At 37.7% G+C, this 24,970-nt stretch carries 25 protein-coding genes and 1 rRNA gene; 11 read left to right on the plus strand and 15 right to left on the minus strand.

What is annotated here, in order from left to right; genetic code table 11:
* Positions 1–208 (minus strand): 16S ribosomal RNA (locus H6F45_RS15845); the annotation flags it as partial.
* A gap of 476 nt (positions 209–684) precedes the next feature.
* Between H6F45_RS15845 and H6F45_RS15850 the strand changes: the two genes are divergently transcribed.
* Both H6F45_RS15850 and H6F45_RS15855 read left to right on the plus strand, forming a co-directional pair.
* On the plus strand, positions 685–1,008 hold the full coding sequence (locus tag H6F45_RS15850) for a phasin family protein (protein WP_096571264.1): 324 nt from the start codon (positions 685–687) through the stop codon (positions 1,006–1,008).
* 79 nt (positions 1,009–1,087) lie between these two features.
* Positions 1,088–1,615, plus strand: coding sequence for an FKBP-type peptidyl-prolyl cis-trans isomerase (locus H6F45_RS15855; protein ID WP_096571262.1), 528 nt, complete (start codon positions 1,088–1,090; stop codon positions 1,613–1,615).
* Positions 1,616–1,685: 70 nt separating this feature from the next.
* Here H6F45_RS15855 and dnaB read toward each other — a convergent pair whose 3' ends face one another.
* A complete protein-coding gene (gene dnaB / locus H6F45_RS15860; RefSeq protein ID WP_190347663.1) occupies positions 1,686–3,473 on the minus strand; it encodes a replicative DNA helicase in 1,788 nt (595 codons plus the stop codon).
* A 159-nt stretch (positions 3,474–3,632) separates the two neighbouring features.
* Positions 3,633–4,091: a 50S ribosomal protein L9 gene (gene rplI / locus H6F45_RS15865; RefSeq protein WP_096571258.1), complete on the minus strand. Its 459-nt coding sequence runs from the start codon at positions 4,089–4,091 to the stop codon at positions 3,633–3,635.
* Positions 4,092–4,525: 434 nt separating this feature from the next.
* Here rplI and H6F45_RS15870 point away from each other — a divergent pair, with 434 nt between their 5' ends.
* From H6F45_RS15870 to H6F45_RS15880, 3 genes are read left to right on the plus strand one after another with little or no spacing between them, the layout of a single operon-like run.
* Complete coding sequence (locus tag H6F45_RS15870; RefSeq protein ID WP_096571256.1) at positions 4,526–5,209, plus strand: hypothetical protein; 684 nt, start codon at positions 4,526–4,528, stop codon at positions 5,207–5,209.
* A gap of 47 nt (positions 5,210–5,256) precedes the next feature.
* Positions 5,257–7,197 (plus strand): P-loop NTPase fold protein, encoded by a 1,941-nt coding sequence (locus H6F45_RS15875; RefSeq protein ID WP_137668590.1) that lies wholly within the window; start codon positions 5,257–5,259, stop codon positions 7,195–7,197.
* A 6-nt stretch (positions 7,198–7,203) separates the two neighbouring features.
* Positions 7,204–8,673 (plus strand): DUF1802 family protein, encoded by a 1,470-nt coding sequence (locus tag H6F45_RS15880; protein ID WP_137668591.1) that lies wholly within the window; start codon positions 7,204–7,206, stop codon positions 8,671–8,673.
* 67 nt (positions 8,674–8,740) lie between these two features.
* Here H6F45_RS15880 and H6F45_RS15885 read toward each other — a convergent pair whose 3' ends face one another.
* The 6 genes from H6F45_RS15885 to H6F45_RS15910 are packed head-to-tail and all read right to left on the minus strand — an operon-like array spanning position 8,741 to position 10,858.
* The gene (locus H6F45_RS15885; RefSeq protein WP_190347664.1) at positions 8,741–9,103 is read right to left on the minus strand and encodes an aspartyl protease; all 363 of its coding nucleotides are present in this window, start codon (positions 9,101–9,103) and stop codon (positions 8,741–8,743) included.
* Positions 9,100–9,417, minus strand: a complete 318-nt coding sequence (locus H6F45_RS15890; protein ID WP_096571251.1) for a hypothetical protein — start codon at positions 9,415–9,417, stop codon at positions 9,100–9,102. The genes H6F45_RS15885 and H6F45_RS15890 overlap by 4 nt, the downstream gene beginning before the upstream one ends.
* Before the next feature lie 43 nt (positions 9,418–9,460).
* Positions 9,461–9,823 (minus strand): aspartyl protease, encoded by a 363-nt coding sequence (locus H6F45_RS15895; RefSeq protein WP_096571249.1) that lies wholly within the window; start codon positions 9,821–9,823, stop codon positions 9,461–9,463.
* Entirely contained in the window at positions 9,820–10,137 is a 318-nt protein-coding gene (locus H6F45_RS15900; protein ID WP_096571248.1) for a hypothetical protein, read from the minus strand. Before H6F45_RS15900 ends, H6F45_RS15895 begins: the two co-directional genes overlap by 4 nt.
* 44 nt (positions 10,138–10,181) lie before the next feature.
* Positions 10,182–10,544, minus strand: coding sequence for an aspartyl protease (locus H6F45_RS15905; protein WP_190347665.1), 363 nt, complete (start codon positions 10,542–10,544; stop codon positions 10,182–10,184).
* A complete protein-coding gene (locus H6F45_RS15910; protein WP_137668594.1) occupies positions 10,541–10,858 on the minus strand; it encodes a hypothetical protein in 318 nt (105 codons plus the stop codon). The genes H6F45_RS15905 and H6F45_RS15910 overlap by 4 nt, the downstream gene beginning before the upstream one ends.
* 196 nt (positions 10,859–11,054) lie before the next feature.
* Between H6F45_RS15910 and H6F45_RS15915 the strand changes: the two genes are divergently transcribed.
* The gene (locus H6F45_RS15915) at positions 11,055–11,708 is read left to right on the plus strand and encodes a Nif11-like leader peptide family natural product precursor (protein ID WP_190347666.1); all 654 of its coding nucleotides are present in this window, start codon (positions 11,055–11,057) and stop codon (positions 11,706–11,708) included.
* A gap of 70 nt (positions 11,709–11,778) precedes the next feature.
* On the opposite strand, the gene H6F45_RS15920 is transcribed toward H6F45_RS15915, so the two are convergent.
* Positions 11,779–13,365: a glucose-6-phosphate isomerase gene (locus H6F45_RS15920; protein ID WP_190347687.1), complete on the minus strand. Its 1,587-nt coding sequence runs from the start codon at positions 13,363–13,365 to the stop codon at positions 11,779–11,781.
* Between the two features lie 253 nt (positions 13,366–13,618).
* Here H6F45_RS15920 and H6F45_RS15925 point away from each other — a divergent pair, with 253 nt between their 5' ends.
* The 3 genes from H6F45_RS15925 (at position 13,619) to H6F45_RS15935 (ending at position 16,106) form a co-directional block, all read left to right on the plus strand.
* Positions 13,619–14,734, plus strand: a complete 1,116-nt coding sequence (locus H6F45_RS15925; RefSeq protein ID WP_096571238.1) for a branched-chain amino acid ABC transporter permease — start codon at positions 13,619–13,621, stop codon at positions 14,732–14,734.
* A gap of 120 nt (positions 14,735–14,854) precedes the next feature.
* Positions 14,855–15,640 (plus strand): ABC transporter ATP-binding protein, encoded by a 786-nt coding sequence (locus H6F45_RS15930; protein ID WP_137669118.1) that lies wholly within the window; start codon positions 14,855–14,857, stop codon positions 15,638–15,640.
* Positions 15,641–15,887: 247 nt separating this feature from the next.
* Positions 15,888–16,106, plus strand: a complete 219-nt coding sequence (locus tag H6F45_RS15935) for a helix-turn-helix domain-containing protein (RefSeq protein ID WP_242027397.1) — start codon at positions 15,888–15,890, stop codon at positions 16,104–16,106.
* A 195-nt stretch (positions 16,107–16,301) separates the two neighbouring features.
* On the opposite strand, the gene H6F45_RS15940 is transcribed toward H6F45_RS15935, so the two are convergent.
* Positions 16,302–16,814 (minus strand): hypothetical protein, encoded by a 513-nt coding sequence (locus tag H6F45_RS15940; protein WP_096571232.1) that lies wholly within the window; start codon positions 16,812–16,814, stop codon positions 16,302–16,304.
* Positions 16,815–17,055: 241 nt separating this feature from the next.
* Positions 17,056–18,249 (minus strand): HhoA/HhoB/HtrA family serine endopeptidase, encoded by a 1,194-nt coding sequence (locus H6F45_RS15945; RefSeq protein ID WP_096571230.1) that lies wholly within the window; start codon positions 18,247–18,249, stop codon positions 17,056–17,058.
* Between the two features lie 258 nt (positions 18,250–18,507).
* Here H6F45_RS15945 and H6F45_RS15950 point away from each other — a divergent pair, with 258 nt between their 5' ends.
* Complete coding sequence (locus H6F45_RS15950) at positions 18,508–18,903, plus strand: metal-sensing transcriptional repressor (protein ID WP_096571228.1); 396 nt, start codon at positions 18,508–18,510, stop codon at positions 18,901–18,903.
* Between the two features lie 253 nt (positions 18,904–19,156).
* On the opposite strand, the gene H6F45_RS15955 is transcribed toward H6F45_RS15950, so the two are convergent.
* The 3 genes from H6F45_RS15955 to H6F45_RS15965 all read right to left on the minus strand — a co-directional run bounded on the left by H6F45_RS15955 (position 19,157) and on the right by H6F45_RS15965 (position 22,719).
* Positions 19,157–20,179 carry a DMT family transporter gene (locus tag H6F45_RS15955; RefSeq protein WP_190347667.1) on the minus strand — a complete coding sequence of 341 codons (1,023 nt, stop codon included), beginning with the start codon at positions 20,177–20,179 and terminating at the stop codon, positions 19,157–19,159.
* 128 nt (positions 20,180–20,307) lie between these two features.
* Positions 20,308–22,308: a DICT sensory domain-containing protein gene (locus tag H6F45_RS15960; RefSeq protein WP_190347668.1), complete on the minus strand. Its 2,001-nt coding sequence runs from the start codon at positions 22,306–22,308 to the stop codon at positions 20,308–20,310.
* A gap of 216 nt (positions 22,309–22,524) precedes the next feature.
* Positions 22,525–22,719: a hypothetical protein gene (locus tag H6F45_RS15965; RefSeq protein ID WP_137666458.1), complete on the minus strand. Its 195-nt coding sequence runs from the start codon at positions 22,717–22,719 to the stop codon at positions 22,525–22,527.
* On the opposite strand from H6F45_RS15965, the gene H6F45_RS15970 reads away from it, so the two are divergent.
* Entirely contained in the window at positions 22,718–24,946 is a 2,229-nt protein-coding gene (locus H6F45_RS15970; RefSeq protein WP_137666459.1) for an amylo-alpha-1,6-glucosidase, read from the plus strand. The two genes, H6F45_RS15965 and H6F45_RS15970, sit on opposite strands and share 2 nt — an antisense overlap.
* The last annotated feature ends 24 nt before the right edge of the window (positions 24,947–24,970 follow it).

Raw genomic sequence — 24,970 nt, forward strand, 5'->3', positions numbered from 1 at the left:
AGACGCGAGCTTATCTTCAGGCGATAAATCTTTCACCTTCCGGCACATCCGGTATTAGCAGTCGTTTCCAACTGTTGTCCCCGACCTGAAGCCAAATTCTCACGCGTTACTCACCCGTCCGCCACTAGATCCTAAGATCCCGTTCGACTTGCATGTGTTAAGCATACCGCCAGCGTTCATCCTGAGCCAGGATCAAACTCTCCGTTTTGTTAAGTTTGTTTAGCTCTTTTATTTTTGTTTTACTTCCGAATTCCTTTTTTATCGCCAGAATTCGTTAGTTAAATTTCTTTGACGAGGAATGGTCGTCTTTTTTCTTTCAAAGTATTATTTTGTCTCGGTTCAGTGGTGGGCTTCGTTTGCCTCACCTCATTTAATATAGCTGACCTCTCTGGGAATGTCAACTACTTTTTCAAAAATTTTTTAGACTTTTTGGGGAATGGGTTGAAAGCTTTACTGGAACAGGGTTTGGTGCTGTTGGGACTACCATTATTTGTGCAGAGGGGAGGAGAAAGGGTTGGATTTTGTGATCTATTTGAGTTTTTGAAGTGGTGAGGTTAATTTGCTGATGTGGTCAAATTTGCCAAAATATATCTGTAAGCTAGGATCAGTGGGCATTCAGGATGGTCTTTTGGGGTTCAGGATGGAAGGTCTGCTGGTTATATATCAAATAAATAGGAAGGATGTATGGATAGCAATAACTGGTTGGAACAGTTAATGATGTTAGGCTTAGGAACTACATCTTTGGTTGCTGATAAGCTTAAACAGGTAGGTGATGAATTGGTGAAGGATGGGAAGTTGAATCCTGAGCAAGCTAAGGTGGTGATGGATGATATTGTGCAGCAGTTGAAGTCGGAGCAGGGTAATTGGGAAGTGCAGATGCAACGGCAGATGCGGAATATGATGCAAGATTTGGGGGTTGCTCGTCAGTCTGAGGTGGATGAACTGCGGGGAAGAATTGATCGTTTGGAGCGTCAGGTGCGGGATTTGGAAAATAAGCTGTGGCGTTAGAGTGCGGATTGTGTTTTAAACTGGTTTCTGTCCTGTTGGTAATCTGTTTACCAAGCTACCTATATAGGGAGGGCTGATTTTGAAAGGAATTTTTTTGAGCGTGGTATTCATGCTGGTGTGTGTTGTGGCTTTGGTATTAGCACAAATGGGTGGTAATCAGGATACTGCTGTTGCTGCTAAGTTAAGTCACAATCCACCAGTTTCCACTGCTGTAATTGAAGAAAAAACTACTCTAGTAGCGAGCAATATTATGTCTGATGCGAATGTCGTAACTACTTCCTCTGGACTACAGTATATTGAATTAGCAAAGGGGGATGGTGAAGCTACTCCTCAAAAGGGACAAACGGTTGTAGTTCACTATACTGGTACTTTGGAAAATGGGAAGAAGTTTGATAGTTCACGCGATCGCGGTCAACCTTTTAGTTTTAAAATTGGTATAGGACAAGTCATTAAAGGTTGGGATGAAGGTCTGAGTACAATGAAGGTGGGCGATCGCCGTCAGTTGATTATCCCTTCTGAGTTGGGTTATGGTGCGCGTGGTGCTGGTGGTGTGATTCCTCCTAATGCTACTTTGATTTTTGATGTGGAATTGTTGGATATTAAATAAAATTTGGTGATGGGTAATGGGTAATGGGTAATGGGTAAACCAATTACCGATTATCAATTACCTGTTATTATTAATAATTGTTTGGTCTAGCTAGGTTTTTGAATTTTGTAAATTGAGGATCAAATAATAGTTTTACTGTTCCTGTTGGTCCGTTACGGTGTTTGGCTATGATGACTTCTGCTATTCCGCGATCTGGTGTGTCTGGTGAGTAATATTCGTCGCGGTAAAGCATGATGACTAAATCTGCATCTTGTTCGATGGAGTTATGAACAATGATGTTATTGGCGACAAAGTTATGTAAATTGGGAACTGTTAAGTCAAATACTTCTTCTTCTCTATCTGGTATGATTGCGACAATTTTATCCCAATCAGTCATGGTTTGTTTACCCGAAATAGATAGATGTCTTGGTAAACATATATGTTGTTTAGGACTTAACTCATCTAGTTTTTTCCAACCATGAATTGTGAGGAATTTGTGATTAGCAGTTGCTCTAATTTTTCTTCCTAGTCGAGTTTTTAAGGTAAATACAGGTTTGATACCTGTAGAAAAAGCGTTACTCACAATAGCTTTTTCTAGCTTCATTGTTTTTTCATTCAATGCCCAAACTGCAAAACCAGATTTACCTACTAATTCTTTAATTGGTACTTGTAATCCAGTATCTGCTAAAGTGATTAAGCTATCACCTGTTAAACAACCAGATTCTCTTAAATCTGACAACATCGGGCGTTTATTAGTCCTTGCTTCTACTCCCCGACTTAACTGTGATAGGGCAATTACTGGTACTGATAATTCCCTTGCTAAACCTTTTAAAGAACGGGTAATTTTTGATAGTTCTTGTACGCGATTATCTCCTGCGCCTTCCATTAATTGTAGATAATCTATTATTATTAATCCTAGTTCTGTGTTCTGTTGTGCTTGGAGTTTTCGCGCTTGACTCCGCATTTGTGTAACTGTAATATTGGGAGTGTCGTCAATAAAAACGGGCATTTCTGAAAGCATACCAATTGCACGACCTAAAGAGTCCCATTGGGTTTGGCTAATACGTCCACTTCGTAAATAACCGCTTTCAATTTGGGCTTCACTGGCTAATAGTCTTTGTACTAGCTGTTCTTTTGACATTTCTAAGCTGAATACTGCGACTGGTAATTTATAACCTGCGGCGATGTTGTGAGCTAAGTTCAAGCAAAATGCTGTTTTTCCCATTGATGGTCTGCCAGCGACGATGATTAAATCAGAACGCTGAAAACCGCTAGTCATGGCATCTAAATCATAAAAACCGCAGGGAATACCAGGTAAAGCAATGCCTTCATGTCTTTTTTCAACGTCTTGGAAGGCGTTAATTAATGTATCTGCTATGTGAACTAAACCTGATTCTGGTTTTTCTTGAGTAATACTAAATACTTTCTGTTCTGCTTGATCTAAAACTATGGGTAATTCTGTTTGTGTCTCGAAACCTAGTTGTACAATTTCGTTACCTGCTTTGATTAATTGCCGTCGCAGGTATTTTTCCATGACTAATTCTGCTAGGGCATCTATGTTAACTGCTGAAACTGTACGATCTACTAGGGTGGCTAATTTATTTCTGCCACCAATGCGGGTTAGTTTATCGTTGTCTGTTAACCAACTGGTGAGGGAAAGTAAGTCTGTGGGTTTACTTTGGGCGTGAAGAGTGAGGGCGGCTTGATAGATTTCTCTATGGGCGTTAATATAAAAGGCTTCGGGAACAAGGCGATCGCGTACTCTTCCTATAGCTTCTGGATCTAGGAGAATACCCCCCAAAATCGCTTCTTCTGCTTCGATGTTTTGGGGTGGGAGACGATCGCTGCCATCACCTTGAAAACTTAGTTCTTCAGCCATAAGCAATTTAGGATTTATCAGCAGGATTTAAATATTAGCTTCAAGCTTAACTTGGTAGTTTGCAGGTAAAAGGCAAAAGGCAAAAGGCAATACTTAATTTTCTTCATTACCCTATAACCTTCTTACCTGTCACCTGTCACCTGTCACCTGTCACCTATCTTAGCTGGCAACAACTTCGATATCAATTTGGGCTGTTACTTCAGAGTGCAGCTTGATTTCGGCTTTGTATGTACCCAGGTGGTTGATATCAGGAATGGTGATACCACGTTTGTCAATTTCTTGACTGGTAGCTGCTTTAATTGCATCTGCTACATCTTGGGTGGTGACAGTACCGAAGATGGCTTCGTTTTCGCCTACTTGCTTGGCAATTGTTAATTTAGCAACTTTTTCTAGGGCTGCTTTTTGCTCTTGTGCTTGTTGTTTAAGTTCTAGTTGACGTTGACGTTCTTGTTCACGACGGCGTTCTACTTGTCTTAAAATACCGGGGGTAACTTGAGTAGCTAGACTCTGGGGAATGAGATAATTACGAGCATAGCCGGGAGCTACATCCACTAAGTCGCCGGATTTTCCCAGCTTGCTCACATCTTTTGTTAATACTAACTGCACTCGTTTGGCCATTGTTTTTCTTTTTTCCTGTAAAATCTCGTTAAATTGGGTGTCAGCAGGATAGGTTACAAAAGTGTAGCTTGACGAGAAGCGACTTTGTTTATATCCCAAAGACTAGATATTTTAACGAATTATGGGGGGCGATCGCAACACTCAATCCCCAAAAACTTTGCCCAATATTTGCTCAATATATTTGAGGACTTACGTAAGATTGGACTAAAAATCTGATTATTTCTGGGGGAGTAATTCATGAATTACCGCTATTTTGCTTCTGTTTTGCATCAGTCCAGATATTTTATAAGTTAGGTAAATTCTCTGTTGCTTTTTGTGTAGATATTTTGCGTTATTGATCGGCAATATTGAGAAAATAAACAATTTTTGAGTTGTGGTGACATAAAAATTACAATCACTATTATAATAGTTGCACTTATTTAACACACATTACCATGAGTTCAAAGATTAAGGATTTACAGGCAAGTTACGCTAAAACTCGCTTGCTGCTTGCGTTGTGGGATTTGGGAGCAAGTCAGCAGAAGGTAGCTAAGGGTAAATTAGGCAAGCGGGTAGTGTCTAAAGGTCAGAAGATGGCGGACTATCAGGGTATTTTAGAGGATTTGGAAGCACAGGGAGCGATCGCTGTCTCTAAAAAAGGTTCTGCTATTAGTTATACTCTCACATCACCAACTGGTTTAGAGGTGTTGGGTGCGGGTTTGCGTAGTAAAGAGTTTAAGTTTGAGGGAACTATTGTTGGTACTTGGGCTGCTAATGCACTGTTGCGGTGGATAAGTGATCTTAATGTTGTGTTAGGTGCGCCGGTTGCGTCTGGTAATGGGGTTAAGGGTGGGGTTATTGGTTCTTATGAGGAGTTTAAGACTGTAGCTTTAGATGTTTATGATAAGTTGAATTACGAATATAACCTGGATGATTTAGTGCCTATTTATCGCATTAGAAGAGAAATAAGTGAACGAGTTAGCCGCGAAAAATTCAATAAATGGCTGGTAGAAATGCAAGCTGATGATATTTTGCAACTGATGACAGGAGAAATACCAGATTTTACCCCTGATAAACGGGAAGATTCAATTTCTATACCTGGGACACAACTACGTTCTTATGCTAAACGCTTGATTTAATCAAATTATTTCTAAACTTTTTCGTTCCTGACACCTAAGAAATTATCATGACAAATACCCCTGTTTCTGCCATAGAAGCTGTTAACGCCGCTATCAATAGTCATAATCCATTTACTAACGCTGGAATTACTCAACAACAGAATATTTGGGGAAAAGGATTTCCCGATGTACCTACTTTAAATAGTCATGCTTCTAATAAAGTTTTTAAAGCCATCGAAGTTGTCAAGAAAAGTAAATCTAGTCAAGATAAAGTAACCTCAATTGCGATCACTGCACAAAAGGGAGTTGGTAAAACGCATCTCCTTAGTCGTATTCGTCATGAACTAGAAAAAGTAGGCGGCGCTTTATTCGTTTATTCAGGTGCTAGTAACTATACAGACTTAAATTTAGTGAAGTACCAATTCCAGCAAACTTTAGCAGATAGTCTCAGTAAAACTGGTAGTCAGGAAGTAATGCAGTGGCAAGAAGTAGCCGCAGCTATGGCCAATGAAGGTAAAGAAAATGCACTCAGTCCAGCAGAGTTAGTCAAAAAATTTGACCAAGCCTATAAAAGTAGTTTGACTAAAAATAAAAATCTCATGAATGCCCTGCAAAAACAGGTGATTAAAAATAAACCTGATGCAGATCCCTACATTATTCGAGCTATTTTGTGGACACTTTCAGAAACCCAAGCCCCTTTTGCAAGTAAATGGTTATCTGGAGAGGAATTAGCTCAATTAAATGCTGATGAATTGGGATTACCTAATCCTAGTAAAACTCCTCAAGATAGAGAAGCTGAAGCTCTTAAAAATATTCAGCAAATTTTAAATTTAGTGAGTTTTTATAACCCAGTAGTTATTTGTTTTGATGAAATCGATGTTTACAACAACTCTACTGAGGATGGTTTGCCCACAGAATGCGTAATTGCTAATTTAGTTAAAATTCTCCATGACACTCTGGAAAACTATGAACTTAGCCAAGGCATTGTTATTCTCACTGTAATGATGCCTGAAATATGGACTAACAAGATCAAGACAATACCAGGTGGTACACCTGACAGGATTTCTAAATTTACACAAGGTAACCCACTAAATTTAGATAGTATTAATGCTGGTTATATGGTTGAATTAGCAACTGTTTGGTTAGGAGAATATTACAGTTCAAAAAATTTAATTCCTCCCCATCCACTTTATCCATTTGAAGAAAGTCAACTTAGAGAATACGGTAAAAATAAACCTAGTGTTAGGGAAGCTTTGCGATGGTGTGCAGATAATTTTAAGGTTGAAGAAGAAATACTTCCTAGTGATCCTTTGGAAAGGTTTGAACTAGCCTTTACAAGAGAAAGTGAAGCAAGATTTGAAGAATATATAGAGGATGCTGCTCTTATTGCTGAAGCTCTTTATTTTGGCTTTAGCACTTTAAAAGGACAAACATTAGAAGGAGTAATAATTGAAGAAATTACCAAAGATATTTTACCTAAATCCAAGAATAACAATTTTATAAAATTCAAAATTATCGGTAATGAAAATGGTAAAGAAGTAAAAATTGGTGTAGCAGTTGTCCAAGATTCTCAATTTACATTAAATGCAGCTTTAAGACGGTTAAATGACTATCATACTTTTGATTTAACACGTGGTTGTTTAGTGCGTTCTAAATCCAAAATAAAACAAATGCAAAAAAAATCAGCAACATATAGGTTGTTTGATGAATTGATTTTACAAAAGGGGGGAGAAAATGTAGATTTAATCGAAGAACAAATACGCCCATTGATAGCGATTTTCAATCTTTATCAAAAACAACAAAATTATCAATTAACAGAAGAACAGATTTTTGATATTATCTCTAAGCATAATATTACTTTTGATAATCTCTTATTGAGAGAAATATTAAGTGATCCATCGGGTAATATGCCTGATGTTGATGATGAAGATATTATAGACGAATTTCTTACTTCTTCAAATATGAATGAAACAGAAGATGCTGATGATTTAAGTGATTTATTTGGTTAATTAATTATGAATAAATCAATTTCAATTTATAACGCCTTGTGTTTACCTGCTCCTGATGTTGAAGCTTTAATACAAGGGCAAATTATTACTGCTTTACCTCAGAAATTACTAAATTTGGGGCAAATATTCGCCCTTTATCCTGTTGATATTTCTACAATAGGAATAGATAAATATTACAGTTCAAGTTTTTTAGCTACTACTCAAAGTGTTAACAATCAAGTTAATTATGAGGAAGTTACAATTAAATCCTGGGCTAGATGTGAATTTTTAGAAATTCCAGATAAATCTAAACAACTAGATATTTTATCTCAATTAACCATCTGGAAACCAGAAAGATTTGAAAAAATATTACAAAACCGTCCGCATTTTTTTCTGGCCTATTTAAGAGTTTATCATTTAGATAAACCTTATGAAATTCCAGCTATTCCCAATATTCAAGAAAAACTAGGAAAATTTGCACCCTTACCTAATAACATTTCTGTATCTGAAGCTAAACCCGTATTAAGTGATCATGTATTTAATCAGCGTAAACAACAACTAGAAAACCGCCAACCTCCCCTACATCCTGAACTAGAAGAATTACAAATTTTATTATTAGCTATCGCTAATAATAACCTAGTAGCACAACAATTAGAACAGGAAATTAGAGTATTTTTAGGATGGAGTAGCAAACAAACGACAAATACACTAAAATCTGATTTAGCTTGGATCAAAACCATAGCAACTTTAGGAGATAGAAGTATAGAATTTGAAGAGAAAAAAACTAACTATCAAGCGGGTACAGATTTTGAAAATATCTCCCGTAAAAGTTTAGAATTTTTAGGATTTAAAGTAGAAGAATCTTGTAAAGGAGGTGCGGGAGGTTTAGATTTATATTGTTCTCAACCTTATCCTTTAGTGTGCGAATGTAAAGCAGGTAGAAGCATTCCAGATCGTGCAGTGGAAGAATTAGATAGAATTGGTAAAAGACATCTGCAAGAAAATTATCTGCAAGCATTACGTTTAATTATTGGACCGGGTGAACCTACCAAACAACTAAAAGAGTCTTTAATTAAATCTGCAAAACTATCAAAAACCAGTGTGATTAAAGCTATGACATTACAAAAATTAGTAGAACTAAAAGCCAAATATCCAGGTGCTATAGATTTGATGGAATTAAAAAAATATTTAGAACCGGGGCAAATAGATGATAAGATTAACGAATATATAGAGAAAGTAGAACAAGAAATAAAATTGCGATCGCACATTATCCAACTCGTCAAAAATTATCTACAAAATGCAGGAATAGAATCTACAGGAGTTGATACTTTACATGGTGCATATTTCGGATCACATCCACCACAACCATTAAAACCTGAAGAAATGCACGAAATATTAATAGAACTTTCATCACCCCTAACCGGTTACTTAGGAAGAGAAAAAGGAAATGACTGGAAAAACGATAAATTCTACTACCTACGCGATTTAGCAATATAAAAATAACTCTTCTTTCTTCTTCTTTTATCTTCACGCTCTTGGTGTCTTAGTGGTTCGTTTCCTCAACCTATGCCAAAGTTAAAACACCTGCTGAAAAATTCACCACCAAAGGTAAAAACTCCAACCACTCTGAACCCAACAAAATCTCCGTCAACTCATCACCAGCATAAACAGGAATTTCATACTCTTGGTTATCAAACATCACCTTACCTAAATATCTTTTAAAATTAATTTCACCCTGAGCAGTTCGCAAAATTTCTTTATCTATATACTCCCATTGGAGACTATCTAAATCTTGCGTATTAATAGCCATAAACCCTGTAAAACCTGTATCGAACAAAGCATCCACAGGTAAATTTAAACCATCATTAGTAATTAATTCAATCTCAAAAAATAACTGCTTCCTCTCACCAAAATACCCTCGTATCATATTCTCCCAACTGCTCCCGATTCATTCAAGCAAAAAACACAGTGATCTGTATTGGTGAACTTTTCCCGTGCTTTTTTATGTGCAACTTCTTTATCTTGATCAATCACATAATCACCACTATTTAGCTCAATGGCAATATACCAACCATAATGATCTTTGATCAACTCAGGACGTAATTTTTCAAAAATAGCTCTATAAAGTTGATGTTCTGCTTCATTCTCAGCTTTACGTCTAGCTAATTCTTCCGGTGAGAAAGTCAATTCTGGAAAAATTCTTCCTCTTCTTCTGGGTGGTTTTGGTGTTAGTTGAGTCATAATGTTAAACTCCGATTTTTAATTATTTTAATTGTATCAAAAATTATCCCAAAGTCAAAACATCTGCTGAAAAATTCACCATTAAAGGTAAAAACTCCAACCACCGCGAACCTAATAAAATCTCTGTTAACTCATCACCAGCATAAACAGGAATTTCATACTCTTGATTATCCAAAATCACCTTACCTAAATAAAGATCAAAAGCTTTTTGTCCTTGCGCTGTTATCAATTCTTGTTCACGCAGAAATTGCCAATTCAAAGCTTCTAAATCTTGTTTATTAATAGCAAGAAAGCCTGTAAAACCAGTATCAAACATAGCATCTACAGGCAGATTGAAACCATCAGTAGTGATTAATTCAATTTCAAAAAATAATTGACCTCCATCACCAAAATAACCCTGTATCATATTCTGCCAACTGCCCCAATTTCATTTAACCTAAACATACAATGTACAGCATGAGGGTGTTTATCCCGTGCTTGTTGACTGGCAACTTCTATGTCTTGATCAATGAAATAATCACCGCTATCTGGTTCTACGGCAATATACCAGTTATAATGTTCTTTCATTAATTCTGGACGGACACGCTCAAAAATTGCCCGACAGCGTTTATGAAATGCTTCTTTTTCTGCTTTACGTTTTGCTAACTCTTCAGAGGATAAAGTCAGTTCTGGAAAAATTCTACCTCTTCTTCTTAGTTGTTTGGGTGTTAGTTGAGTCATGGTTTTAAACTCCTATTTTTAATTATTTTAATTGTAGCAAAAAATCACCCTAAAGTTAAAACACCTGCTGGAAAATTCACCATTAAAGGTAAAAACTCCAACCACCGTGAACCTAATAAAATCTCCGTTAATTGATCTCCAGCATAAACAGGTATTTCATACTCTTGATTATCCAAAATCACCTTACCGGAATAAATATCAAATACTTTTATTCCTTGTGCAGTTCGCATTCTTTGTTCACTAATAAATTGCCAATTCAAAGCATCTAAATCTTGTTTATTAATAGCAATAAAGCCTGTGAAACCCGTATCTAACAAAGCATCAACAGGCAAGTTTAAGCCATCATTTGTAATTAATTCAATCTCAAAAAATAACTGCCCCTCATCACCAAGATAACCCTGTATCATATTCTACCAGTTACCCCAGTTTCATTAATGCGAAATAGAAAATGTATCACATTAGGATGTTGCTCCCGTGCTTTTTTACTAGCAATTTCCATATCCTGATCAATGAAATAATGACCGCTATCTGGTTCTACAGCAATATACCAGTTATAATGTTCTTTCATTAATTCTGGACGGACACGCTCAAAAATTGCCCAACAACGCTGATGAAAGGCTTCTCTTTCTGCTTCACGTTTTGCTAACTCTTCAGGGGATAAAGTCAGTTCTGGAAAAATTCTGCCTCTTCTTCTTGGTGGTTTGGGTGTTAGTTGTGTCATGGTTTTAAACTCTAATTTTCACTATTATTATGGTATCAAAAACTGAGTTTGATGTCAAAATGTTAACTTATGTTTTGATTACAGTTCAAATACAACCAGTTGAAATTTTTACATCTTATAATTAAGGCAAGATTAAACAACAGGGAATCTCTACCAAATTTAACTTCAATAAAAGCGAAAATTGGGAGTGAGAATAATGAGACACATACTCAGGAACTTTTGGCAAGAGGATGATTATATAACTTGGTTAGACAAGATTCAAAATAGCCCAGCAATTAATATTTTACAATGGGATAATGTGCAGAATTTTCTAAACTTATCAAGTTCTAGAGAAATTCTCATCAAACAAATAACTAAAACTATCAGCCTAAAACAGTTCATAGCGATAGTCAAAGAATATGGCTATAGTTTTACAGAACAAGAATTAGCTTGGGTAATGATTAATCAAGAAATAATTTGGGGCTTTTTAGCCATTGCGGAAAAATATCCAGATTTGAAAGATAAGTTGCTATCAACAACTACACCACAAAATTTTCTGGAAATTGCCAGACAACACAATTATATATTTCCCATAGAAGCCTTTATCTGGATTTTAATTGATATTAAATCATCCTCCAGAGTCAGAATTTCTATTGCTACGGGTGAAGCTTATGTCACACCAGTAATCAGTATGATTCCTACAGGACAATGGATATGGTTAGCGGAAGAATGGGGAATGTTAGCTCCCTTTTCCCATGTAAAAAAACCAGAGATGGGATTTTTTAAAAGTGGTGATATAGATGATGAAGAATATTTTCTTCGTCAATGTTTTTTACCTCATGGTTACTTTAATCAGCGTCTATTAAACTAAAAATCCCCGACTTCTTGAAGAAATCGAGGATTGTAAAAACAGGATATTTTAACAGGAGAATTGATTGTATTTAACCCAAAGAAACTGTTAAAGTTCCTGGTTTGCTTAAATCACCTGTTAACACCACACCGCGATTATTAGCATGAAGATGACGCAGAATTTTGTAAATTGCTTCAACTTGTTCAGCAGCACCAGCTTTATCAGCTATTTCGGTAATAGAAAGGGCTTTCTTTTCTGTTTGCAATACTTTGATTACTTTTTGTTGTAAATCGAGAATTGCAGCGGCAGCTTTTTTACCAGCTTCTACACCAGGTTGGTGATAAGCGTTAATATTAACTAAGCTGGCATAAAATCCTACAGCCCGTTCATATAATGCAATTAACGCTCCCACTGTGCGAGCATTAACTTGAGGAATTGTCACTGTAATAGAATCGCGGTTATTCTCATACAATGCTTGACGAGTTCCTAATAAGAAACCTGATAAATAATCACCAGATGTGACACCAGGATCAATTTCAGGAGATGCACCTTGACGATCTTCTAAAACTTCAATTAAAGTTGCAAAGAAATTGGGTACACCTTCCCGCAATTGTTGTACATAGGCGTGTTGGTCTGTTGAACCTTTGTTACCATAAACGGCAATACCTTGATATACAGTTTTACCGTCTAAATCTTGTTCTTTACCCAAAGATTCCATTACCAATTGTTGTAAATAACGGCTAAATAATAACAAGCTGTCTTTGTAAGGTAAGACAACCATATCTTTTTCGCCTTTACCGTTACCGGAGAAATACCAAGATAATGCTAATAATGCTGCTGGGTTATTTTTAATATTAGCAACACGGGTGGCATCATCCATTTCTTTTGCACCATCTAACATGGCACGGATATCAATACCCTGTAATGCTGCGGGTAATAATCCTACGGAAGACATTTCTGAAGTACGCCCACCTACCCAGTCATACATGGGGACAGTTGTTAACCAACCCTCAGATTGAGCCACTTTATCTAAGTTACTATCTGTGCTGGTGATGGCAACTGCATATTTAGCAAAGTCTAAATTTTTGGCAGCGTAGGCTTTTTTCACCTCGATCATGCCGTTGCGGGGTTCGGGTGTACCACCAGATTTAGAAATGACTAATACCAGGGTAGTAGCCAGTTTATCGTCGATAGAGGAGAGAACCCGATCAATACCAGCAGGATCGGTATTGTCGATAAAGTGAATGTTGAGGGGAGGAAAATCGGGTGCAAGTGCTTCAGCGACAAACTGGGGACCTAAAGCCGAACCACCAATACCGATAGAAATAATGTCAGTAAAGCGGCTTTCTTTGGGGGGATGAACTGCCCCGGTTTGTACCTGATCTGCAAAAGCTTCGATTTGTTCTAAAGTTTGAACTATTTCTTGTTTTAGTTCTGGAGAGGGTGCTAAGTCTGGGTTACGCAACCAGTAGTGTCCTACCATGCGGTTTTCATCAGGATTGGCGATCGCTCCCTTTTCCAAAGCGGCCATATCCGCAAAAGCCTTATCAAATTTCGACTGCAACGACTCCACGAAAGCGTTATCAAACCGCATCCGGCTGATATCTAGATACAGTCCTAATCCCTCGTGGTAATATAACCATTCTTGGTATCGTTGCCAAAGTGCCTTAGCATCCATCATGAGGGAATTCTCACATATACTTGATCAAACTCCAGTTTAATCTATGGTTTTGGCGATCCCTGCTCTGTCTTATACAGTTTGTAATGAGGAGGCAGGAGGCAGGGGAAGAAAGGGAGGTTAACCCAGTCACCAATCACCAATTTACACATCTGGCATTGGCACAACACGCAAAAACTTGACTATTTCACCTGTAATTTCTATCGTGGTGACTGGGGATTGGGGACTGGGTAAAAATAACTAATGACTAATTATGATTGAATATCTCATTTTTCTGGCTATTTCTACTGCTACTTTTGCTTTGTTCGCATTAGGGCTTAATTTACAGTGGGGTTTTACAGGTTTGATTAATTTTGGTCATATTGCTTTTATGACCTTGGGTGCATATACTACAGTTTTATTAAGTTTAAAAGGTGTACCTCTATTATTTTCGGCGATCGCTGGGGCAATTGTCTCCGCTTTGTTAGGTTTGGTTATTGGTTTTGCAACTCTACGCCTCCGGGAAGATTATCTGGGTATTGTTACTATTGGTACTGGGGAATTAATTCGTTTGGTGGTGAATAACCAAGATTTACCAGTAGGTGATGCTTGGATTTCTGGGGCGTTTGGTGTCCAAAGTTATGCGATTCCTCTATCAACCACACCCAATTTATTTTTCCGATTTTTGATGATTGGTGTACTTTCCTTACTTGCAATTGTTACTTTATTTTCTTTGTGGCGTTGGGTAACAACTGCTCAAAAATCTGTCACTGTTTCCATTAAAAAAGAATTTTCTTCCCGTTTGGTAGTGGGTATAATTTTAGGTTTATTGTCAGTCGCTATTTATGTTGCTGGTGTGGTGGGATTGTATAATTACAACCCTAAAGCGGGCTTAATGTTATTGGCTTTGTTAGTCTTAGCTTTTGTTTTTTGGCGCTTAGAATTTTTAGTCAAATCTCCTTGGGGTCGAGTTCTCAAAGCTATCCGTGAAGATGAAGAAGTACCCAAAGCATTAGGTAAAAATGTCTTTTCTTATAAGTTACAATCTTTGATGTTAGGCGGTGCGATCGCTGGTATTGCTGGTGCTTTCTTCGCTTGGCAACTGAGCGCCATTTATCCTGATAATTTTCAACCTCAACTCACTTTTGACGCTTGGATTATGATAATTTTAGGCGGTTCTGGTAATAATATCGGTACAATTTTAGGGGCAGTAATTTATTTCGCTTATGATGCCCTCACACGGGAATTTTTACCAAAAATTGTTCCTTTAGATGTAGAACGTATCGGTGCTTTTAGAATTATGTTTATCGGTCTAATTCTCATGGTACTGATGATTTGGCGACCTCAAGGTATTCTAGGTAAAAAAGAGGAACTTACTCTTGGTAAATAGGTGATTGGTGATTGGTGACTGGGAACGGAAGTTATTAATTTTGATTAATTTTGAAAATTGGTAATTGATCAAAAACGTTGATAATAATTAATTAAAAGTTAAGTTGAGAATAAAAACATCATGGTAAATAATATTCAATCTCCCCAAATTCCCCTATTAGCAGCTACCGGACTTTGTAAAAATTTTGGTGGTATTCAAGCGGTTCAAGATGCTAACATCGAAGTTACTCAAGGTAGTATCACTGGTTTAATTGGTCCTAATGGTGCGGGTAAAACGACTTTATTTAATTTACTGTCCAATTTCATCCACCCAGATAAAGGAAGAGTGATTTTTGATGGTGAACCGATTCACAATTTACAACCATTTCAAATTGCCCAACAAGGTTTAATTCGTACCTTCCAAGTTCCCAAAACTCTATCACGTTTATCAGTTTTAGAAAATATGCTGTTAGCAGCACAAAAACAAATTGGTGAGAATTTTTGGCAAGTGCAATTTCAACCACACATTGTCGCTAGAGAAGAAAAACAAAATAAAGAAAGGGCAATGTTTTTATTAGAATCTGTAGGATTAGAAAAAAAAGCAAATGACTATGCTGGTGGTTTGTCAGGTGGACAGCGTAAACTATTAGAAATGGGACGCGCTTTGATGACAAATCCTAAGTTAATATTATTAGATGAACCAGCAGCAGGAGTGAATCCTAGATTAATAGATGATATTTGCGATCGCATCCTCAAATGGAACAGAGAAAATGGTTTAACTTTTTTAATTATTGAACATAATATGGATGTAATTATGTCTTTGTGTGACAAAGTTTGGGTATTAGCAGAAGGACAAAATTTAGCAGTCGGTACTCCTACGGAAATTCAAAAAAATGCCAAAGTTTTAGAAGCGTATTTAGGACAATAAAATCATCAGCATTCAGTAATCAGTAATCAGCTTAAAGCTATAATTGAGATAGGTTTTGCATCAAGTCAAAAGTTTGATCACAAAAGTTTGATCACAGGAGTTGAGAATATTAGGATTATACAATTTAGCTGTGTAACAGCTTACCACTGTACTTGTAGTCAAAACGTCAAGTTTTGTTGAAAAAACATTAACCTCCGTTTTTTTATCCAGCAACATAAAGATCTAATAACTCATTTTTCATTGCCTTATGTTACATACATTTGCAAGCCGAAAAAGAAAAAGAGGATGTATGATCAACTCCGGTACATCCCTAACAGAAGCAGCGAGATTTCTCGGTGTAGATCACCACACATTGTATACAGCTTTAAGAACCGGACAAATTCCCACCGCTAGGAGAAATGGTTGTAATGTCATTACTCAAGGTGCATTAATGGACTATCAAGCGAGAATGAGACAAATTTTGTAAGTTTCTGGGAATTTGTATTATTTGATTTAATAACATCAATATCGTTCAATATCGTTCCTTTGCTCGTAAGTATTCAGCCGTCGGTGTCCATCAACTTTCAGCTTTCAACGCTAAAATACAAAGTGGAAATTTCCTCAATTAATGCTGCTAAATCTTTGTTTTTGCTGTTATAAACTGATAGCTGAATGCTTACATCTATTTTTGCCAAAAGCGAAAATTGAAACTGCCAGAAGCGCGACGATAACGACGGGTAGATATTCTTTTTCTGCCTCTGGTACTTTTCTCGTTGGGTTCTGGGATTTCTGCTTCTTCTAAAATTTCATCTGATAATTGAGTTTGAGTTGCTTCTTTACTTCTCCACCAAGCAATAATCCAACCACCACCTACAGCTGCTATTCCTCCAAATAAAATACTTATTGGTGCGGAATAACCAAGAAACACAAAGCTGAACATGAAAAATAACCAGTATTTCAGTGCTGCATCAATGCCATCATTAGAAGCTACATCTGGTATTTGGGGGTTATTTTCGTTGACGTTTGTAAACCACCCTAAAGCAACACCACCCATAATCCCCACAAATAAACTGAGAATTAATGAAGCTCCTGCAAAACTGGAAATAATAGCTAACAGAAAGCCAAATACCAGTTGAGAAAAAAAGTTTGGCGAAGAAGATAATATTTCGCTGAGAATATTTTTGTTAGATGCCATATTTTCAGAAATTCAAAATTAGGTAATTGGTAATAGGTAATTGGTAATAGGTAATGGGTAATTGGTAATTGGTAATTGGGTACTCTTCCCAGTCACCAGTCCCCAGTCACCAGTCCCCAGTCCCCAGTCCCCAGTCACCTAGCCTTCACAGATAAATTTTTCAGCAAACCCTAATTAGAAACTTAACATGAAAAAATGAGGATATGCCTCAACATATCCCCATTTTCTTGGGATTTGGATATTAAGAAATGTCTTGTAACTCAGCAGTACGCACAGAAAGCACCTGAAGTTGATTTCCTCTTTGTACTTTTACCTGCAACGCTTCACCTAAACGACTATCTTCTACAACTCTTTGCAATTGTTCAGCAGTGGTAATTGTTTGACTGTCAATTTGTAAAATCACATCACCGCGTCGCATACCCGCAGTAGCAGCAGGGGAGTTAGGTACAACTCGGATCACTAACACACCATTCACTTCTGGTATTTGAATTGCAGAGTTAGGATCAGTGTTATTTTGTCTTGCTAACTGGGGTGTTAATGTCACCATCTGTACCCCTAAATAGGGATGAGCAACTTTACCGTTTTTTTGTAATTGTGCAGCGATCGCCTTAGCTTTATCTATCGGAATAGCAAACCCGATTCCCATTGCATCTGCACGAATAGCGGTATTAATGCCAATTACTTCTCCTTCAGCATTTAACAACGGACCTCCAGAGTTACCAGGGTTAATCGCTGCGTCAGTTTGAATGAAATCTAAACGTTTATCACTAATTCCCACCTGGGCGCTAGAACGTTTTAAAGTGCTGACAATACCCAAAGTGACAGTATTATCAAATCCTAACGGATTACCGACAGCGATCGCCCAATCTCCCACCTGTACACTGCTAGAAGATCCCAAAGGTGCGATCGGTAAATCGCTACCAGCATTAATCTTAACTACTGCTAAATCAGTAACTTCATCAATGCCTTTTACCTTACCTTCATAAGTACGGCCATCTTTCAAGCGTACAGTTACTTTATCAGCTTGATCTACAACATGGGCATTAGTCAAAATTATCCCACTTTTATCCAGAATAAAACCAGAACCTAAACCCCTTAACTGTTCAGTGGGTGACATTTGGGGGAAACCATCACCAAAAAACCTTCGTAAAAACGGATCTTCCAAAATGGGATCAACAGGACGAGTAATAGTTTTTTCGGTATCAATCCTTACCACAGCAGAACCCACACGATTTACCGCCGCAGTGACAAAGCTACTGTTACCAATAGCACCAACAGCAGCAGATGGTTTTTGGGCAACCACTTGATCCGGTGCTGTTTCTGCGTGGGAAGGTAAAACTGACACACAAGAAACCGTTAACACCACTCCTAAAAAAATCGCTAAAACACGGGTACTGAGTTTACGTATAAACTGAGGTAGTTGAAAAATTTGCATAATCACAACCTAATCTAGAAGCCTAATGTTTGCTATCTATTTACAAATCTAGCTACAATTATTTTTATAGCTGGTTTACAAATCTGTGCTGATTGAAGTTTTTACCCAACTTGTGATCTAACAACTTCTGTCATCAAGTTAATGGAACATACACCAACCAAGCTATTATGGACATCTACCCTGACTCAGTACGGTTTTTCCGCCAATCTCAAATCACTCTAGGCTAGGATCTAATTAATACCAAACCCCACAGGACTCATGACAGCATCAAACCGATTAGCTGAAACATCCTTGCCTTCATCACAGCAAGCAGAACACACACACCACCACAACCACGAGCATACAAATCATAATTCAGAAACAGTCAACTCGGTTCATCCTCATGTTCATAGTGAAGAATCTTTACGGCGAATTGTTAACCGACTATCACGAATAGAAGGACACATTCGCGGTATTAAAACAATGGTGCAGCAAAACAGCCCTTGTCCCGATGTATTATTACAAATTGCGGCTGTGAGGGGTGCATTAGATAAAGTAGCGCGGATTGTTTTAGATGAGCATTTAACGGAATGTATTGCTAGAGCTTCAGAAAATGGCAATATTGATGTAGAAATTGAACAACTCAAAGCAGCTTTAGATCGGTTTTTACCATAGAGTTGATTATCTATGGTTTGGTAATTGATAATTGATAATTGATAATGGGACTTACGCACTGTACAAATTTACCATGATGTGCATGAACGAAAATCCGTTGTTTCAGGCTTTTGGCGATTAACTTCCGATCAATAGCGAACTGCTTGCAGCAGCGCTTCGCTATCGCTCAAAAATCATCAAAAAATCACGTTAAAATGCATGAAACCCATACCTCATTTTCCTGATCTCCCAAGGAGTATATTAGGGTAATTTTTTAAAGTTTCTTAGTTACAGATGCTTCTAAAACTGGTTTTTGTTGATTAGTGTTTTCATTGATGGTAGCTTTTTGATTTTGTCCTGCTAAATTTTCCCGTTGGTTAATTAAATAAATACTGATTAAAGTCAGCATAACTCCTAGCCATTGAATGGGGGTGAGAACTTCTGCAAGAAAAAGATGACCAAATATTAAAGCAAAAACTGGTGTGAGAAAGGTAAGAGAACTTAAACTCGTTAGATTTCCACTTGATGCAAAATAAAAGAATAAACCATAGGCGATCGCACTACCAAAGATAGTTGCATAACCCAAATTTAACCAATCGGACAATACCAGATTTTGCCACTGTTGGTTTTCTACAACCGCAGAAATTCCCCACAGAGGCAACCCCCCCAAAATTATATGCCATCCCGTGGCTGTTACCGGATCAGCATATCTACAGACAAAGCGAATTAATACCGTACCTACAGCCATTGATAAAGCTGCCAGTAACATTAACCATTCACCACTGTTAAATAATTGCTGCCAATTATCAGTAGTAATTTTTACCCCTGAATCGAGAAGGTGAAAAATCCATTCTTCTTGTAGGCCAATTAAACTAATACCAGTAACTCCCAATCCTAACCCTAACCATCCCCAAAGACCAATATGTTCTTGAAATAACCACAGGGACAATAAAGCTACTGCTAAAGGTTGGGAGTCAATCATTACAGAACCTAAACCCGCACTGGTTCTCACTAAACCTTCTGCTAAAAAACCTTGAAACAGGGTAGCATCAACTAAAGCAAAGATGATAATCCATAACCATGCTAACCATCCTTTGGGTTGGGGTCTACCCATGAAAGCAGCAGCGATGAGAATTAATACCCCCGCAGGTAGTAAACGTACTCCTGCCATAAATAATGGTGTGGTATGAGGTATGACTCCTTTCATTGCTACCATTGCTGTACCCCAGAGGAAAAAGGGAGCAATTAATAATAGGGAAGCTAGGGTAGATTTTGATCCTCTCAGTTGCAGTTGCATCAGTTGTATTGGATTTTTGTTAAATTAAGTGTAAATATTACTTTACCTAATTTTACAGAAACATTGGTTTTTCTGTTTATGTAACATTGTTACCGATCTTTTTTGCATTATTACTGTCACCTGTCTCCTCATCTTTTGATCTTCTCTAGCTCCTGACTACTCTGAACAATGGGAATAGTGAAATGAAACTGACTTCCCTGGTTCTTACCTTGGGACTCAGCCCAAATTTTCCCACTCCAACCGTTGACTATTTGCCTACAAATGGCTAAACCCAGTCCCGTACCTCCTGCAGTCCGTCTTAAAGCTCCCTCTTCTTGATAAAAACGATCAAATACTATTTCTAAGCGGTTGGGTTCAATTCCCCTACCAGTATCAGCTATAATCACTTCTACCTCATAATTACTATTTTGATGAGCTTTAATTGTTATTTCCCCTGATGTGGGTGTGAACTTACAAGCATTATCTATAATTTTGGCTAATACTTCCACAAGCCAATCACCATCAGCCCTAACTAAAGGTAAACTTTCGGCAATTTGTGTTTTGATGGTTGGTGGTTTTTCTGCTGTGGAGCGTGTACGTAGGCGACTAAGGGCTAAATCTACACATTCTTGTAAAGTCAAAGATTCGGGATGCCATTCCACACGCCCGCTTTCTAAGTTAGAAAGAGTGAGAAAATCCTGTACCAGTTTCCGCATTCTTTCTGAATCAGAAAGTGCTGTAGTTAGCATTACCTGTTGCAACTCTAAAGGCATATCCGGTTCACTGGCCAGACTTTCTAAACACACTTGAATGGTGGAGAGGGGGGTTCGCAGTTCATGACCGGTGATAGCAATTAAATTACTGCGGGTACGGTCAAGGGCTTCTAATTGTTTGTTTAGTTCTTCTAAATTGGCAAAAGCTTCAGCTTGAATCAAAGCTGCACCTACTTGAGTAGCGATCGCCTTAACTAAATCCAATTCTCCAGCTTGCCATTCATGGGCAGGTAAATGACAAAAATGTAACTCTACCATTCCCAGTAGTCGTCCCTGGGAAAATACAGGTTCTATCAACCACGAATGAATAGTAAACCTTTTAACAATTAAAGAAAGTGCGGTAGAACTAGTAACACGACAATCTGTAAGTGTATCAGTAATACATATACCTTCACCCAGTTGGGTAATTTCGTGAAATAAAGGATTTTGTGCCAAATTCCAGGTTTGTCCCCGTACTGAGACAACATCAGGACTTAAAAACTCATGTTCAATTATTGCTTGGTCATCAGTAGATTGAGCGCGGTAAATCAGACAACGATCAGCTTCTAGATGTTGACCTAACTCTTGAGCAGCTACTTGCAAAACTGCCTGTGGATCAAGCGATCGCCTAATTGCCATACTAATAGAATTGATCAACTTTTCTTTTCTAGCTTGAGCAGCAATAGAACGATAAGCTTTATGCAGCTTATATTGACTAGCTTGCAAATAAGTTACTAATCGCTGTACAAAAGGGTCAGTATCAATACTAAAAGCGGATTCATTAATTGATTTTGGTTGGGACTTGAGTGGTACTGAACCGATACCAAACCTCTGACGTGCCTGGTTAATTTTGCCCGCTAAATCGGGTCTATAAACTTCTATTCTTTGCAATATCAATTCTGCGGCCTTGAGACTAACTCCTCTGTCAGAAGTCCAAATTCCCTCAAATCTCCGCGCTGTGTCTATATCCAGACTAGAGGTCATTTCTGGTAACTGCTGATTTTTAGCAATTGACCTCACACTTTCTCGACATACTAAACAAGTAGCATAATTATCCGCGATTACAACTAAATGCCATTCTTTACTTAAAGCATCATCCGGTTCAAAAGCTACCTTTTCATAGTCATCCGAACTATTAGCAAACTCTGTTTCTGGTGCAGATAATACGTATATTTGGTCACTTCTCTCGGCAAGGCGTTGATAGCGATGAGCTTCTTGACGATAAAATCGCTCTCGCTGAAAACTAGCAATAATAAGCGGTTGATCCAAGGAAGTCGCCAAAACCTGATCTTCCATTGCATGGGAGAGCGCAGTTAGGGAAGCCTTGAAATACAACTGAGTCCGCAAGTAAGGTAGTGACTGTAGCAAATCACTCAGCACAGAAGTCGAAATGCTCATGAATATCTTTAAACGCCCAATCTAGACCTTTAGAAAGCACCTGTCCAGATATTAACCCAAAAACTACCTTGGTAAGTTTGATGACTGTTGACCATTGACAAAACTCAAAATTTTTTTAAATAAACATTAACTAAACATTAACTAAACATATTTATGAGTATTTTCTAGTTCTAGTATCTCTCATTGCTGATCAAAGAATAAAACCCTAGAAAATCCTCAGTTTTCAGCCTTGACTTCAGATGTAAAAGGTATAGATTTATTGGTGACTGGTGACTGGTGATTGGTGATTGGTGACTGGTGATTGGTGACTGGTGATTGGGTTATTAATCTTCCCCTGCCCCCTGCTCCCTTGCCCTGTGCTTCCCTGCCTCTTCCCCAGTCCCGCGTCCAGTATAGGGAAATTTGGCTCATGACACCGGATATGTTGATGACCCCAGAGAAAATCGTCCTCGATGGCAAAATTTTTATTCCTGCTGAACAAGTACCCATTCCAGAATGGCCTTGCGTTGTCAGTGAAAGACCACAACCCACTTTAACGGTTAAAGATGATGATTTATTTTTGGTGACAGATACAATGGGGAACATTTCCGGTTGTTCCCTAGAAGATGGGAATCCCAGTGTGGGTTTATTTTGCGCTGATACCCGATTTTTGAGTCGTTTAGAGTTACAAATTAATGGGCGATCGCCTGTTTTATTAAGCAGCACTGCTGATAAAGGTTTTGCTCTCTCTGTTTTATGCACTAACCCCAAAATTGATGATCACTTAAATGCTGATACTATTGGTATTCATCGGGAAATTGTCCTTAATGGTGCATTATTTGAAGAAATAGAAATTTCTAACTACAGCACTTCTAGCATTACTTTTGAAATTAGTCTTAGCTTTGATGCTGACTTTGCAGATTTATTTGAAGTTCGTGGTTTTTATCGAGGAAACCGGGGTAAATTATTACGATTATCAGAACTAAAAAACTGTTCAGAAAACCTCAGCCTTGCCTATCAAGGTTTAGATGGTGCAGTGATGGAATCCCGGATACAATTCCAACATCAACTACCAGATTATTTTCAAGGTTATACCGCAATTTGGCGTTTAGAATTAGCTTCTCACGAAACCAAAAAACTCGGTTATCGGTTGCAGAGTTTAACTAATAATCAACCGATTTCTAATGTCAATGCTGCCACAACTTTGGCACAAGCAAAAGCTTCTGAATTAATGGAGGAGCAAAACTGGGTACAACAAATTACCCGCATTCACTCAGATAAAAGTCTTTTTAATAGAGTGATTGAAAGAGCAGAACAAGATTTGTATTTATTGCGCCAATCTTTTGGCAAATATAAAACTGTTTCCGCAGGTGTTCCTTGGTTTTCCACTTTGTTTGGACGGGATTCTATTATTACCGCTTCCCAAACTTTGATGTTAAATCCCCAAATTGCTAAAGAAACTTTAATGATCTTGGCAGAATATCAAGGTAAAAAAGAAGATATTTGGCGAGAAGAAAAACCAGGGAAAATTTTACATGAGTTACGGTTTGGAGAACTAGCAAGGTGTCAAGAAATTCCCCATACACCTTATTACGGAACAGTAGATGCAACGCCTTTATGGTTGATGTTGTATGCTGATTACTATGCTTGGACTCATGATCAAGAAACCCTAGAAACATTGTGGAGAAATGCTTTATCCGCCATGGATTGGATTGATAGAAATATTCAAGAAACAGGCTATCTTAGCTACAATCGTAAATCAAAAGGTGGTTTAGTTAACCAAGGTTGGAAAGACTCTGGTGATTGTATTGTGAATAGAAAAGGTGAGTTAGCTAAAGGGGCGATTTCTTTATGTGAAGTGCAAGCTTATGTCTATGCTGCAAAAATCAAATTAGCAGAAATAGCGAAGATGAAAAAGCGGCTAGATTTAGCTGAAACTTGGTTAGAAGAAGCTAAAAATCTCAGAGTTAGATTTAACAAAGATTTTTGGATAGAAGATCAAGATTTTTGTGCTTTAGCTTTAGATGGGGAAGGAAATCAAGTAGATAGTATTAGTTCTAATCCTGGACATTGTTTATCTTTGGGAATTTTTACCCCAGAAAAAGCCTACAGTGTAGCAGAAAGATTGCGAGCGCCGGATATGTTTAATGGTTGGGGAATTAGAACTTTAAGTAGTTTGTCACCTGCTTATAATCCAATGGGTTATCACATTGGTTCAGTGTGGCCACATGATAATTCTTTAATTGCGATGGGACTGCGTTCTTTGGGTTTAATTGATCAAGCTTTGGAATTATTTCAAGGTTTGTTTAATATGACTTCTCAGCAATCTTATCAACGTCCACCAGAATTATTTTGTGGTTATGAAATGAATGGAGATAATGCACCTGTGCAATATCCTGTTGCTTGTAGTCCCCAAGCTTGGGCTACAGGTAGTATATTTCAATTATTGCAAATGATAGTGAATTTAGTACCAGACGCACAGAATAATTGTTTACGAATTATTGACCCTGCTTTGCCGGAATCAATTAATCGTTTATCGTTGCATAATTTGCGTGTTGGTGCGACGATTCTTGACTTAGAATTTGAGCGGGTGGGGAGTACAACTTCCTGTAGAGTTGCGAATAAAAGGGGGAATTTAAGAGTTGTAATTGAAGCTTAGATTAGTTCATAGATCCCCGACTTC

This window comes from Sphaerospermopsis sp. FACHB-1194 (genome assembly GCF_014696235.1).
Classification (GTDB): domain Bacteria; phylum Cyanobacteriota; class Cyanobacteriia; order Cyanobacteriales; family Nostocaceae; genus Sphaerospermopsis; species Sphaerospermopsis kisseleviana.